We start from the raw sequence: 14,173 nt of genomic DNA on the forward strand, positions 1-14,173 counted from the left end.
GTAAGTGTTTGCGAATGCGCTTGCCAGAGAGGCCACTGTTCGATAATCGTTGCGCAAAACATTAGAATTCTCGCAGGAACCCGCAAAAATGCCGCTCGACAGGATTGATATCGCCATTCTCGGGACGTTGCAGAAAGACGGGCGGATACCCAACGCAGCGCTCGCCGAGAAGGTTGGCCTGTCGCAGTCGGCCTGTTCGCGGCGGCTGGACAATCTGGAGAAATCCGGAACCATCCGCGGCTATCATGCCCGGCTGTCCAACGCTGCGCTTGGGCACCAGATGACGGCGATCGTGCATATATCGCTGTCCGGGCAATTCGAGAAGACGTTGTCGGATTTTGAGGCAGCGATAAAGCGCTGCCCGAACGTCCTGTCCTGCCATTTGATGTCGGGCGAATATGACTACATCCTGCGCATCGCGGCAAAGGATCTCGTCGACTACGAACGTATCCACAAGGAGTGGCTGTCGGCAATGCCGCATGTGACGAAGATCAATTCGTCTTTTGCCTTGCGCGAAATCGTCGATCGCACGGCCGTGGGAATGAAGCCTGAACTCGCCTAGGCCCCGAACTCGCCTAGTCCTTGACTGCCTCGGTCACCACACGGTCCATCGGAATGTCGTGCGGCTGCGGGTAGATGGTGACGATGCGCTGCAGTTCGTAGCCGACGCCGATGACCAGCGGTTTGAAGGGCATCGCGGCAAGCGTGCGATCGAAGAAGCCGCCGCCATAACCCAGGCGAAACTGCCCAGGATCGATGCCGACAATCGGCGAAATGACGATGTCGGGTAACACCGGATCGCCGTCAGCCGGTATCGGGATATTCCAGACGCCCTTCTCCAGCCGGTCTCCGTGGGTATAGGCGCGAAAGACAAGCGGCCGGTCTTTCTCGACAACGACGGGCAACGCCGTGCGCCCGCCCCGCGCGTTAACGGTTTCCATCCACGGGCGCAGGTCCGGCTCGCCGCGAAACGGCCAATAGAGGCTGACCATGCGGCCGGCGATGTCGCCGATCACCGCGTCGAGCCCTTCGGCAATGCGCTGCGACATGGCTGCGCGCGTGTCGGCCGAAACGGCAAGGCGGGATACGATCAACCGCTCGCGCTCGGCCTTGCGCCAGCGCCTTACGTCGGTCCAGTCGGATAGCGGCGCTTGGAACTCCGGATCAAGCTCGTGCATAAAACAAGGCGGCGAGGCGTACTGCGCTGAGTCTTCATCTTCATTCCTAGCCATGCTTCACCTGCAATATACTGTTCCGACCAAGTCGTATCCGGGACGTAAGCTATATCCGGGAATGAGTCTGCAGCATGCGTATTCACGACATCAAGAGACGAGTCCCAGGCAGTTGCAGCGCAGGCATTGCTGCACTGCACAAGGATACTTACATCAGCCTTGGCGAAAGGGATGAGTGAGATGAACATAGCCAACCATCACGTCGTCGTCGTAGGCGCCGGTTTCGGCGGCCTCGAATTCACCCGCGCACTTGCCGGCGCGCCGGTGCGCATCACCATGATCGATAGGCGCAATCATCACCTCTTTCAGCCGCTGCTCTACCAGGTGGCGACGACGGCCCTGGCCACCTCCGAAGTGGCTTGGCCGATCCGCCATCTCCTGCGCAGGCGCAAGGACGTGACGACGCTGCTTGCCACCGTGACTGGCATCGACCGCACCGGCAAGCGGGTGCTGCTGCAGGACGGCGGCACGGTCGCTTACGACACGCTGGTGCTGGCCACCGGCGCGCGGCACGCCTATTTCGGCCATGACGAATGGGAGCCATTCGCCCCGGGCCTGAAGACGCTGGAGGACGCCACGACCATTCGACGGCGTATTCTTTTGGCTTTCGAGCAGGCCGAGCGGGAAACCGATCCCGCCCAGCGCCAGGCATTGCTGACGCTGGCGATCGTCGGCGGCGGGCCGACCGGCGTGGAATTGGCCGGCACCATTGCCGAACTGGCGCACGACACGCTGCGCGGCGAGTTCCGCAACATCGACACGCGGCAGACGCGTGTGGTGCTGATTGAGGCCGGCGACCGCGTTCTTGCCAATTTCGCGCCGGAACTCTCCGATTATGCAATGAAGGCGCTCGAACGGCTCGGCGTGACCGTCGAACTCGGCCGAGCGGTTACGCGCTGCGATGCTGAGGGTGTCGTCTTCGGCGACAGGCATTTGCCGGCCAGGACAATTCTTTGGGCGGCGGGCGTAGCCGCTTCGCCAGCCGCCGAATGGCTCGGCGCGGCAGCGGACCGCGCGGGCAGAGTGCTTGTCGAGCCCGACCTGAGTGCGCCGGGAAACCCGGAGATTTTCGTCATCGGTGACGCAGCGCACGTCCTGCGGCCGGATGGCCGGCTGGTGCCGGGCGTCGCGCCCGCCGCCAAGCAGCAGGGACGGCACGTCGCCACGGCGATCAAGGCAAGGCTTGCCGGTGACGCGACACCGCGTCCTTTCAGCTACAGGCATGACGGCGATTTGGCGACGATAGGCAAGCGCGCGGCGGCCATCGATTTCGGCTGGATCAAGCTTACCGGCCGGCTTGCCTGGTGGCTATGGGGCTTGGCGCATATTTACTTCCTGATCGGCTTTCGTAACCGGCTTGCGGTTTCCCTGAGTTGGCTATGGATCTACTTCACCGGTCAGCGCAGCGCGCGGCTGATCACCCAGGGCGACGACGATAAGGGCTGATTGTTCGCTGCCGGACATTCATCGGCGCGTCACCTCCTCTTGATGGAATCGGCTTCTGGACTCGGCTGGATTTCGGCGCGAAGCTTTGCTTCGGGCAGGACTTGTCACGTCGTGGAAGGAAGAGAGAACGAATGTCCCAATTGCGCCACCTCGTCTCACGCCGCGATTTCCTCGCCGGCGTTGCCGCCAGCGGAGCGCTGATCATGCTGCACCCGTTCTCCGCCCGGGCTCAAGCCAATCAGGCGCATCTGAGGATTATGGAGACGACCGACATCCACGTGAATGTGCTGCCTTACGACTACTACGCCGACAAAGCTAACGACACGATGGGGCTGTCGCGAACGGCATCGTTGATTGAAGCCGTGCGCAAGGAAGCAACCAACGCGATGCTGATCGATAATGGCGACCTTCTGCAAGGCAACCCGATGGGCGACTACATCGCCTACGAGAGGGGGATGAAGGATGGCGATCTGCATCCGGTCATGAAGGGCATGAACCTGCTCGGCTACGAATGCTCGACGCTCGGCAACCACGAGTTCAACTATGGCCTGTCGTTCATGGACAAGGTGCTGGCCGGTGCCAATTTCCCGTTTGTCTGCGCGAACCTGATCCGCGGCACGGAGCTCGCCGCGAACCCGCGCGACGACAAGCTTTATCTCAAGCCTTACGTCATCCTCGAAAGGAACATCAAAGACGGGTCGGGCGCCGAGCAACCGATCAGGATCGGCATCATCGGCTTCGTGCCGCCGCAGATCATGGTCTGGGACCTGAAAAACCTCGAGGGCAGCGTCAAGACGCGCGACATCGTCGAGGCGGCCAAGGCGTGGGTGCCGCAAATGAAGGAAGAAGGCGCCGACATCGTCATTGCGCTCTCCCATTCCGGCATCGATGTGAAGCAAAGCGAAATGATGGAGAATGCCTCCTTCTTCGTTGCCGGTGTCGAAGGTATCGATGCGGTGTTCACCGGCCACCAGCATCTGGTCTTCCCCGGCAAGAAGGACTTTCAGTCGCTGGACGCCGTCGATACGGCGAAAGGCACATTGCAAGGCAAGCCCGCCGTCATGGCCGGCTTCTGGGGCTCGCACATGGGGCTGATCGATCTGTTGCTGGAGCGCGACGGATCGACGTGGAAAATCGTTTCGACGACCTCTGAGGCCAGGCCGATTTTTGAGCGGGTCGACAAGACGAACAAGCCGACCGTCGCGGACGACCAGCGCATCGTCGACGCGCTCAAACAGGACCACGAGGCGACGCTTGCCTATGTGCGCCGGCCGGTCGGCAAAACCTCGGCGCCGCTCTATTCCTATTTTGCGCTGGTCGCCGACGATCCATCGGTGCAGATCGTCAGCCAGGCGCAGACCTGGTACTTGAAGGACATCCTGAAGAACACAGAGTGGAAGGATATGCCGCTGTTGTCGGCGGCGGCACCGTTCAAGGCGGGCGGGCGCAACGGCGCCGACTATTACACCGACGTGCCGGTGGGCGATATCGCCATCAAGAACGTCGCCGACCTCTACCTCTATCCAAACACGGTGCGCGCCGTCGAAATCACCGGGGCAGAGGTGAAGGAATGGCTGGAAATGTCGGCCGGCATCTTCAACCGGATCGAACCGGGCAAAGCCGACCAGGCGCTCATCAACACCGACTTCCCGTCTTATAATTTCGACGTGATCGACGGCGTCACATACAAGATCGATCTGTCGCAGCCACCGAAATATGATTCGAAGGGCGGGCTGGTGAATGCTGGCTCGACCCGCATCATTGACTTGATGTTCGACGGCAAACCAATTGGCCCCATGCGGAAATTCGTCGTCGTCACCAACAACTACCGAGCCGGCGGCGGGGGCAATTTCCCGGAGATCAATGCCTCGAAGATCATCTACGAAGCGCCCGACACCAACCGCGACGTGATCGTGCGCTATATCGTCAGCGAAGGCACCATCAACCCGTCGGCGGATGCTAACTGGTCGTTTGCGCCGCTGCCGGAAACCAGCGTCGTGTTCGAGACCGGCGCCAAGGCGAGAGAGTTTATTGCGCAAGTGAAGTCGCTGAAGATCGAGCCGGCGGGCGAGGGCGAAGCGGGGTTTTCCAAGTACCGCATCACTCTTTGAGGCGAGGATTTGAGCGTCGGCTCCAACTGTCTCAGGGTTAAGACAGTGTGCCGATACGGCCAATCCGTTTGAGACAGGGGGCCTCTTCAAGCAGGTGGTGCGAAACGCCGCTTGACGGCAGGCATGACCAGATCCAGCGCGTCCGTCGAAATCCCACCGGAATAATCGTGTGGCAGTTGGTCGATCGAGGCGGGAAGCGGTCGTCGAAGCCGAGCGGGGTTATCTTTCCAAGGCGCCCTGCAGCGGTAGCGCCATTCTGGCCAGCAAGCATCGCAGCGGACAGACCAAAGGCCGTTAAATTCGGGGAGAGTCCCAGCAGGGCCGGAATCGCTATGGTTGCAACCGTCCATATGCGCTAGTTTTAGTCATGCGTTATGTCATCGTCATCACGACCGTCACCTTTTTCCTGATCTGGGACGGCATTTACAACCAAGGCCGCTACCTCGACAGGACGGTCAGGGAGGTGACCCGCATCGTGCACTATGTAACCAGCATGGTGTAGTTTCTCTTCGCTGCTACGGTTCGCAGACGCGACAAACCTGCCGATTGACGGCACGCTCCCGCTGACACAAAAGAACGCCGGTCCAACGGTCGAGGAGGCTGGGTTGATCCGGCATATCGTTTTCTTCAGCGCACGGCACAAAGCGGATGTCGAGGCAGTGCGCACGGGCCTCCTGGCGCTTGGCAAGATACCTCATTCGCGTCATTTCGAGGTAACGCTCAACACCAAGGTCGACCCGCTCTCGGATGAGATCGATGTGGTCGTCTACGCCGAGTTCGAGGACGAAGCGGCGCTCGCCGCCTACAAGGCGCATCCGCTCTATGCAGAGACGACCAGCCGGGTCAAACCTCTGCGCGAATTGCGTTATTCGGCCGACATCGTTGCAAGTTGACGAGCCGCCGTCCCCTACGGGCTGAGGTGGTCTTGCCGCTGAGACGTCGGCCAAGCCCTTGAACCATTTTCAGGAATGAGGCACATCGCGCGGGACATGACCGAGAACACCCCCGCAAGGCCTCATCCGCTCGATCACCTGGTGCTGCCGACAGCGAGCCTCGATGTTGCGCGGGCGCGCTTGACCTCGCTCGGCTTTACCGTTGCGCCGACAGGTATCCACCCTTTCGGAACGGAAAACTGCTGTGTCTTCCTCACCGACGGCACCTATCTCGAGCCGCTCGCTGTCGCCGACAGACAGACTGTGGCAACGGCGATCGCGAACCGCAATGTCTTTGTCGGGCGTGATCTCACTTATCGCGAAAAAAACGGCGATGAAGGATTTTCTGCCGTGGCGCTGGGCACCGACAGCGCCGCCGCGGACCACGCGCGCTTCATCGAAGCCGAACTGTCGGCGGGAGACATGCTCAGTTTTTCGCGCGCCTTCGCTGATGCGACAGGAAAGAGCGACACCGCATCGTTCAAACTGGCCTTCGCGGCTACAGGCAAGACAACGGACGCTTTTCTCTTCGCCTGCGAGCGGATCAATGCGCCGAACGTCGACCGTACTGCGTTGCAGGCCCACGCCAATGGCGCAACCGGCATTGTCGAAATCGTGGCAGTCAGTGGCGAACCTTTCGAACAAGGCCATTTGATTTCGATCGTAGCCGGAATCGAGGCGCAGGGCGGCGGCACTGTCTATGAGTTGCCGAATGCCGTCGTGACCGTTCTGGATCCTGCAGCCTATTCGGCACGCTTTGGCATTCCTGCCGAGGCGCAATCTGAACTCCGCTTTGCTGGGATCGTCTTTTCGATTAGGCATGGCGATGCCGTCGCCAAGTTGCTTGCAGCCAATTCCGTCGAACACCACATGCGCGGCGGTGATACCATCGTGCCGCCGGCGCCAGGGCAGGGCGCAGCCTTCATTTTCCGGGAGATCGCATGAACAAGCTCAATCCCCTGATGCCGAACTCTTCCGTTGCGGTCGGCAAGGTCATTTTCGGCAACAGCGCGCCCCTGTCGCTGATCGCCGGTCCATGCCAGTTGGAATCGCGGCAGCACGCTTTCGACATGGCCGGTGCGCTAAAGGAACTGACCGAAAGGCTCGGCATTGGGCTCGTCTACAAGACCAGTTACGACAAGGCCAATCGCACCTCGCTTGGCGGCACGCGCGGTGCGGGACTTGAAGCGGCAATGCCGATCTTCGACGATTTGCGCAAGAATTTTTCGCTGCCGATCCTGACTGACGTCCATACCGAGGAACAATGCGCGATCGTCGCGCCGCATGTTGATATCCTGCAGATTCCTGCCTTCCTTAGCCGGCAGACCGATTTGCTGATTGCTGCGGCAAGAACCGGCAAGGTGGTCAATGTGAAGAAGGGGCAATTCCTCGCGCCGTGGGACATGAAGAACGTCGTCGCCAAGATCATCGGCTCCGGCAACGCCAATGTCTTGGTCACCGAGCGCGGCGCATCCTTTGGTTACAACACCCTGGTGTCCGACATGCGGGCGCTGCCGATCATGGCCGAGATCGGCGCGCCGGTGATTTTCGATGCCACCCATTCCGTGCAGCAGCCGGGTGGGCAGGGCGGTTCGTCTGGAGGTGACCGGCGCTTTGTCGAGACGCTGGCGCGCGCGGCCGTCGCGGTTGGCGTAGCCGGCGTCTTCATCGAGACGCACCAGGACCCCGACAACGCGCCTTCCGACGGTCCCAACATGGTGCCGCTGAAGGATCTTCCCGCATTGCTTGAACGGCTGATGGCGTTCGATCGCATCGCCAAAAGCGTGGGTTGAACCAGCAGTTGCGCCACAGCAGCGCGGCCAAGAAAACTTTGAAGAATTTCGAACCCGCCTGGAACCTTAGCCCGCGGCCCTCATTGTCAAAATCTAATGTCAACGACGACGAGGAGCACACCATGATGACCCAGACGGGACACACCGAAGCCATCGCCGCTTCGCGGGTTATCGGCACATCGGTCTACAATACGGAAGGCACTCATATCGGCGACATCGAGGACGTCATGCTCGACAAACTGTCGAACGGAATCATGTTTGCCGTGATCGGTTTTGGCGGATTTCTCGGCATCGGCGAGAAATACCACGCCATTCCGTGGGCAAGCCTAGACTATGATGAGAACAAGGGTGGCTATGTCGTGCCGTTCACCAAAGACCAGCTGATGGCCGCTCCTTCCTATTCGATCAACGAGCTGACCGGCGCCGACGGAGAGGCCGCGCGTGACGCCTCATACAACTACTACAAGGTCGAGCCTTACTGGCACTGACCTTACTGGCACTGACTAAGTCTCCTGGAATCAAAAAGGCCCCCGGAAATCGGGGGCCTTTCGATGTGGCGGGATGCTACTGCGCAATCTGCAGGGCCGGCAAAGGCGACGATCCCTGCGGGGGTTGCTGATTGTCGCACGACGTCAGGAACGCAGCCGCAATCAGGAACAAACTCACAATACCGCTCAACTGGGACATGGCGAAACTCCTCCTGTTTCGCCCCGCGCGACAACAGCCATAGACCAGAAACCGGCATGCGGCGCATGACAAATGATGACAGCGCTTCGTGCTTCGTGAATCCCAAGAGCGGCAATGGGCGCACGGGCAATATTTGCAAGTGCCCCGATTGCGTTTTGCAGCGCTTTGGCTAAGAGGTGCGCGACGCTTCAATCGATCAATCGGGGACATCGCAATGACGGCCATCATCGACATTGTCGGGCGTGAAATCCTGGACAGCCGCGGAAATCCGACCGTCGAGGTCGACGTCGTGCTCGAAGACGGCTCGATGGGTCGCGCCGCGGTGCCGTCCGGTGCCTCGACCGGCGCGCATGAGGCAGTCGAACTACGCGATGGCGGCCCCCGCTATCTCGGCAAGGGCGTGCTGACAGCGGTCGAGGCGGTGAACGGCGAGCTGTTCGAGGCGATCGGCGGCATGGAGGCGGAGAATCAGATCCATATCGACCAGACCATGATCGATCTCGATGGTACGGCCAACAAGAGCCGGCTCGGCGCCAATGCCATCCTCGGCGTGTCGCTGGCGGTGGCCAAGGCCGCGGCCGAAGCGGCCGACCTGCCGCTGTACCGTTATGTCGGCGGTACCAAAGCTCATGTGCTGCCGGTGCCTATGATGAACATCATCAATGGCGGCGCGCATGCCGACAACCCGATCGATTTCCAGGAATTCATGATCCTGCCGATCGGCGCGCCGACGCTGCGCGACGGCGTGCGCTGGGGCTCGGAGATCTTTCATACGCTGCGAAAGAAGTTGAAGGACGCCGGCCACAACACCAATGTCGGCGACGAGGGCGGCTTTGCCCCCAACCTGAAGAGCGCGCCGGCCGCGCTCGACTTCATCATGGAATCGATCGAGCAGGCTGGCTTCAAGCCCGGCGAGGAGGTTGCGCTAGGCCTCGACTGCGCGGCGACCGAATTCTTCAAGGATGGCAACTACGTCTATGAAGGCGAGAGGAAGACCCGCGACCCGAAGGCGCAGGCCAGATATCTGGCCAAACTCGCTGCCGACTACCCGATCATCACCATTGAGGACGGCTTGGCCGAGGATGACTGGGACGGCTGGAAAATGCTGACCGATCTCATCGGCAAGCAAACGCAGTTGGTTGGCGACGATCTGTTCGTCACCAACACGGCGCGGTTGCGCGACGGCATCCGCATGGGTGTCGCCAATTCGATCCTGGTCAAGGTCAACCAGATCGGCTCGCTTACCGAAACGCTCGACGCCGTCGAGACCGCGCACAAGGCCGGCTATACCGCGGTGATGTCGCACCGCTCGGGCGAGACCGAGGATTCGACCATCGCCGACCTCGCCGTTGCCACCAATTGCGGGCAGATCAAGACGGGCTCGCTGTCACGCTCGGATCGCATGGCCAAGTACAACCAGCTCATCCGCATCGAGGAGGAGCTCGGCAAGCAGGCGCGATATGCCGGCAAGTCCATCGTGAAAAGCTGATTTCCGAGAGAAAATCCGCGGCGGCGAGGGCGGGGACATTCCCGCCCTTTTTTGCTTCCTGGCTCTGAATCCAACAGTCTGTAACCGTCCATTAAGCACAATCGGGCGACAAAGGCGGCGCAGAGGATTCGGACCATGTGGACACGCCAGCACAAGCAAAGAAACACCGGCCGGCTTATCATCCCCTCGCTCTGCGTGGTGTTCCTGACCTATTTCGGCTTCCATGCCTATCATGGCGAGTTCGGCATCTATTCCAAGTATCGGCTCGAAGCCGAGACTGTCGAATTGCAGGGCAGGCTCGATGCCGTCAAGGCACGCCGGATCGACCTCGAGCGCCGCGTCCAGCTGATGCATGAGGGCACGCTCGAGAAGGACATGCTGGACGAGCAGGCGCGCAAGGCGCTTAATCTGTCCCATGCCGACGAGATCACCATCATGCTGCCGGCCGCAAGATAACTGGATTTCCGTTAATCGGCGATATTTGCAATGATTTTAATCGCTTAGATGCATGACAGCCATGCGTTTTCGGCATGGCGAAAGCCTTCCCTGCATGTTAGCCTGCCTCAAATCGGTGGGAGACTGATCTCCCTCGCTGTCCGCCAAGAGACGCCAACAGGGAGTGATGCATGGCCACCGCCGCCAGAAAAGCGCCTGCCAAATCCAAATCCGACGGCAAAACGCCGGGCCTTTCCACCCCAAAGCCTGTTGAATTCACCAAAGACCAGGAGCTTGCCGCCTACCGGCACATGCTGCTCATCCGCCGCTTCGAGGAAAAGGCCGGCCAGCTTTACGGCATGGGCTTCATCGGCGGTTTCTGCCATCTCTACATCGGCCAGGAAGCGGTCGTTACCGGCATGAAGATGGCGCTGATCGATGGCGACCAGATGATCACCGCCTATCGCGATCATGGCCATATGCTGGCCATGGAGTTGTCGCCGCGCGGCGTCATGGCCGAACTGACCGGGCGCCGTAGCGGCCTGTCCAGAGGCAAGGGCGGCTCCATGCACATGTTCTCCAAGGAGAAGCATTTTTACGGCGGCCACGGCATCGTCGGCGCGCAAGTGTCGCTCGGCACCGGCATTGCCTTCGCCAACCGCTATCGCGGCAACAACAATATGACGCTGACCTATTTCGGCGATGGCGCCGCGAATCAGGGCCAGGTCTACGAAAGCTTCAATATGGCCTCGCTGTGGAAGCTTCCGGTGGTCTATATCATCGAGAACAACCGCTATGCCATGGGCACCTCGGTCTCGCGCTCGTCGGCCGAGACGGATTTTTCGCATCGCGGCGCCTCCTTCAAGATTCCAGGCATCCAGGTCGACGGCATGGATGTGCGCGCCGTCAAGGCCGCCGGCGACCTCGCCGGCGAATGGTGCCGCGCCGGCAACGGGCCGCTCATTCTCGAAATGCAGACCTACCGCTACCGCGGCCATTCGATGTCGGATCCGGCAAAATATCGCTCCAAGGAAGAAGTGCAGAAAATGCGCTCCGAACGTGACCCGATCGAACAGGTCAAGGCACGCTTGCTCGACAAGAAATGGGCAAGCGAGGACGAGCTCAAGGCCATCGACAAGGAAGTCCGCGACGTTGTCGCCGACGCTGCAGAATTTGCCCAGAACGACGCGGAGCCGGATCCGTCCGAGCTCTGGACCGATATCGTACTTTAACGAGAGGGCAAGGACATGCCGATCGAAATTCTCATGCCCGCCCTCTCGCCGACCATGGAAGAGGGTAATGTTTCCAAGTGGTTGAAGAAAGAAGGCGACAAAGTCGCAGCCGGTGACGCCATTGCCGAGATCGAAACCGACAAGGCAACGATGGAAGTCGAAGCCGTCGATGAAGGCACACTTGCCAAGATCGTGGTTCCTGCCGGCACCGAAGGCGTCAAGGTCAACACGCTGATCGCTGTGCTGGCCCTCGATGGCGAAGACATCGACGAGGCGGGCGAAGGCATTGGCGAGGAGGCTGTCGAGTCGCAAGCGGCAGCGCCCGCGGCTGCTCCGGCCCCCGCGGCTGCTCCGGCCAAGAGCGAAGCGGTAACACCTGTTGCCGCCGCGCCCAGGCTGGAAATTGCCGCCGATCCGGACATCCCGGCCGGCACCGAAATGGTCTCGACCACGGTGCGTGAAGCCTTGCGCGATGCAATGGCTGAGGAAATGCGCCGCGACGGCGATGTCTTTGTCATGGGCGAGGAAGTCGCCGAGTACCAGGGCGCCTACAAGATCACGCAAGGCCTATTGCAGGAATTCGGTCCGCGGCGCGTGGTCGACACGCCGATCACCGAGCACGGCTTTGCCGGCGTTGGTGTTGGCGCGGCGATGGCCGGCCTGAAGCCGATCGTCGAGTTCATGACTTTCAACTTCGCCATGCAGGCGATCGACCAGATCATCAATTCAGCCGCCAAGACGCTCTATATGTCCGGCGGCCAGATGGGCGCCCCGATCGTCTTTCGCGGCCCGAACGGCGCGGCTGCCCGCGTCGCCGCGCAGCATTCGCAATGCTATGCCGCCTGGTACAGCCATATTCCCGGCCTAAAGGTGGTGATGCCCTATACCGCCGCCGACGCCAAGGGTCTGCTCAAGGCGGCGATCCGCGATCCGAACCCGGTCATCTTCCTCGAAAACGAAATCCTTTACGGCCACTCCTTCGACGTGCCGAAGATAGATGATTTCGTGTTGCCGATCGGCAAGGCGCGCATTCACAAATCCGGCAAGGACGTGACCATCGTCTCGTTCGGCATCGGCATGACCTACGCGCTCAAGGCGGAGGCGGAGTTGCGCGGCATGGGCATCGATGCCGAGATCATCGACTTGCGCACCATCCGCCCGCTCGACTTCGACACGATCATCGCCTCGGTCAAGAAGACCAATCGCCTGGTGGTGGTCGAGGAAGGCTTTCCGCAGAACTCGGTCGGCGACCATATCGCCAATCAGGTCTCGCAGCGCGCCTTCGATTTCCTCGATGCACCGGTCATTACCATTGCCGGCAAGGACGTGCCGATGCCCTATGCGGCGAACCTCGAAAAGCTGGCGCTGCCCAATGTCGGCGAGGTCGTCGAGGCGGTCAAAGCCGTCACGTATCGCTGAGCAGGGCGGGAGGACAAAATGCCGATCAACATCACCATGCCGGCGCTTTCGCCCACGATGGAAGAAGGCAGCCTTTCCAAGTGGCTGGTCAAGGAAGGCGACAAGGTCTCGCCGGGCGACGTGATTGCCGAGATCGAGACCGACAAGGCAACGATGGAAGTCGAAGCCGTCGACGAAGGCACGGTCGCCAAGCTGGTGGTTCCAGCGGGCACTGAAGGCGTCAAGGTCAATGCGCTGATCGCGGTGCTGGCGGCCGAGGGCGAGGATGCTGCTTCTGCCGCGAAAAGCGGTGACGGCGCTGCACCGGCAAAGGCTGAGGCTCCGAAAGCGGACGTCTCCAAAGCTGAAACACCAAAGCCCGAAGCGCCGAAGCAGGAGCCTGCCGCACCTGCAGCTAAGGCGGAAGCGGCGCCGGCCGCCAACGGCCATGTCAACGGTGAGCGCATCTTCGCCTCGCCGCTGGCACGACGCATTGCCAAGGAAGCCGGCGTCGATGTCGCGGTGCTGACAGGCACCGGCCCGCATGGCCGCGTCGTCAAGGCCGATGTCGATGCCGCAATTTCCAGTGGCGGCGCCAAGGCGGCACCAGCGGCAAAAGCGGCGCCCGCCGGCGCTCCGGCACCTGCGGCCGCAGCACCCAAGGCGATGTCGGACGAGCAGGTGCTCAAACTGTTTGCCGAAGGCTCCTACGAGCTGATCCCGCACGACAATATGCGCAAGACCATTGCGAGGCGGCTGGTCGAGGCCAAGACCACCATCCCGCATTTCTATCTGACGCTCGACTGCGAGCTCGACGCACTTCTGGCGCTCCGCACGCAGATCAATGCGGCCGCGCCGGTGAAGAAGACCGAGAAGGGCGAAACGCCGGCCTACAAGCTGTCGGTCAACGACATGGTCATCAAGGCTCTTGCCATGGCGCTGATGGCGGTTCCGGATGCCAATGCGTCGTGGACAGAAAACGCCATGATCAAGCACAAGCACGCCGATGTCGGCGTTGCCGTTTCGATCCCCGGCGGCCTGATCACCCCGATCATCCGGCGTGCTGAGGAAAAGACGATGTCCGTCATCTCCAACGAGATGAAGGATCTTGCCGGCCGCGCCCGCAGTCGCAAGCTGAAGCCGGAAGAATATCAGGGCGGCACCACGGCGGTGTCCAATCTCGGCATGTTCGGCATCAAGGATTTTTCCGCCGTCATCAACCCGCCGCATGCGACGATCCTGGCGGTCGGCGCCGGCGAGCAACGCGCAGTGGTAAAGAACGGCGAGATCAAGATCGCAACAATCATGTCGGTGACGCTGTCGACCGATCACCGCGCAGTCGACGGTGCGCTCGGCGCCGAGCTGCTCGTCGCCTTCAAGCGTATGATCGAAAATCCGATGGGCATGCTGGTCTAAGA

General features: G+C 61.0%; 14 protein-coding genes. 13 read left to right on the forward strand and 1 reads right to left on the reverse strand.

The window, feature by feature from the left end; genetic code table 11:
• Window positions 1-88: 88 nt before the first annotated feature.
• Window positions 89-562, forward strand: coding sequence for an Lrp/AsnC family transcriptional regulator (locus NKJ73_RS05220; RefSeq protein WP_352568590.1), 474 nt, complete (start codon window positions 89-91; stop codon window positions 560-562).
• A gap of 13 nt (window positions 563-575) precedes the next feature.
• Here the strand turns inward: NKJ73_RS05220 and NKJ73_RS05225 are convergent, their stop codons facing one another.
• The gene (locus tag NKJ73_RS05225; protein ID WP_352568591.1) at window positions 576-1,232 is read right to left on the reverse strand and encodes a 5-formyltetrahydrofolate cyclo-ligase; all 657 of its coding nucleotides are present in this window, start codon (window positions 1,230-1,232) and stop codon (window positions 576-578) included.
• Between the two features lie 180 nt (window positions 1,233-1,412).
• Between NKJ73_RS05225 and NKJ73_RS05230 the strand changes: the two genes are divergently transcribed.
• The 12 genes from NKJ73_RS05230 (at window position 1,413) to NKJ73_RS05285 (ending at window position 14,171) form a co-directional block, all read left to right on the forward strand.
• Entirely contained in the window at window positions 1,413-2,678 is a 1,266-nt protein-coding gene (locus NKJ73_RS05230) for an NAD(P)/FAD-dependent oxidoreductase (RefSeq protein ID WP_352568592.1), read from the forward strand.
• A gap of 131 nt (window positions 2,679-2,809) precedes the next feature.
• A complete protein-coding gene (locus tag NKJ73_RS05235) occupies window positions 2,810-4,789 on the forward strand; it encodes a bifunctional 2',3'-cyclic-nucleotide 2'-phosphodiesterase/3'-nucleotidase (protein WP_352568593.1) in 1,980 nt (659 codons plus the stop codon).
• A 367-nt stretch (window positions 4,790-5,156) separates the two neighbouring features.
• A complete protein-coding gene (locus NKJ73_RS05240; protein ID WP_292655342.1) occupies window positions 5,157-5,291 on the forward strand; it encodes a hypothetical protein in 135 nt (44 codons plus the stop codon).
• 103 nt (window positions 5,292-5,394) lie between these two features.
• Complete coding sequence (locus NKJ73_RS05245; RefSeq protein ID WP_254817185.1) at window positions 5,395-5,682, forward strand: Dabb family protein; 288 nt, start codon at window positions 5,395-5,397, stop codon at window positions 5,680-5,682.
• Window positions 5,683-5,778: 96 nt separating this feature from the next.
• The gene (locus tag NKJ73_RS05250; protein WP_352568594.1) at window positions 5,779-6,666 is read left to right on the forward strand and encodes a VOC family protein; all 888 of its coding nucleotides are present in this window, start codon (window positions 5,779-5,781) and stop codon (window positions 6,664-6,666) included.
• Window positions 6,663-7,514: a 3-deoxy-8-phosphooctulonate synthase gene (gene kdsA, locus NKJ73_RS05255; protein WP_352568595.1), complete on the forward strand. Its 852-nt coding sequence runs from the start codon at window positions 6,663-6,665 to the stop codon at window positions 7,512-7,514. Before NKJ73_RS05250 ends, kdsA begins: the two co-directional genes overlap by 4 nt.
• Window positions 7,515-7,636: 122 nt before the next feature.
• Window positions 7,637-8,002, forward strand: coding sequence for a PRC-barrel domain-containing protein (locus NKJ73_RS05260; RefSeq protein ID WP_352568597.1), 366 nt, complete (start codon window positions 7,637-7,639; stop codon window positions 8,000-8,002).
• Between the two features lie 413 nt (window positions 8,003-8,415).
• On the forward strand, window positions 8,416-9,690 hold the full coding sequence (gene eno, locus NKJ73_RS05265) for a phosphopyruvate hydratase (RefSeq protein ID WP_352568598.1): 1,275 nt from the start codon (window positions 8,416-8,418) through the stop codon (window positions 9,688-9,690).
• Window positions 9,691-9,825: 135 nt separating this feature from the next.
• Window positions 9,826-10,146 (forward strand): FtsB family cell division protein, encoded by a 321-nt coding sequence (locus NKJ73_RS05270; RefSeq protein WP_352523806.1) that lies wholly within the window; start codon window positions 9,826-9,828, stop codon window positions 10,144-10,146.
• Window positions 10,147-10,316: 170 nt separating this feature from the next.
• The gene (gene pdhA / locus NKJ73_RS05275; protein ID WP_352568599.1) at window positions 10,317-11,357 is read left to right on the forward strand and encodes a pyruvate dehydrogenase (acetyl-transferring) E1 component subunit alpha; all 1,041 of its coding nucleotides are present in this window, start codon (window positions 10,317-10,319) and stop codon (window positions 11,355-11,357) included.
• A 15-nt stretch (window positions 11,358-11,372) separates the two neighbouring features.
• Entirely contained in the window at window positions 11,373-12,776 is a 1,404-nt protein-coding gene (locus NKJ73_RS05280; protein WP_352568600.1) for a pyruvate dehydrogenase complex E1 component subunit beta, read from the forward strand.
• A gap of 18 nt (window positions 12,777-12,794) precedes the next feature.
• On the forward strand, window positions 12,795-14,171 hold the full coding sequence (locus tag NKJ73_RS05285) for a pyruvate dehydrogenase complex dihydrolipoamide acetyltransferase (RefSeq protein WP_352568601.1): 1,377 nt from the start codon (window positions 12,795-12,797) through the stop codon (window positions 14,169-14,171).
• Window positions 14,172-14,173: the final 2 nt, after the last annotated feature.

Source organism: Mesorhizobium sp. M0074, from assembly GCF_040322975.1.
Taxonomy (GTDB): domain Bacteria; phylum Pseudomonadota; class Alphaproteobacteria; order Rhizobiales; family Rhizobiaceae; genus Mesorhizobium.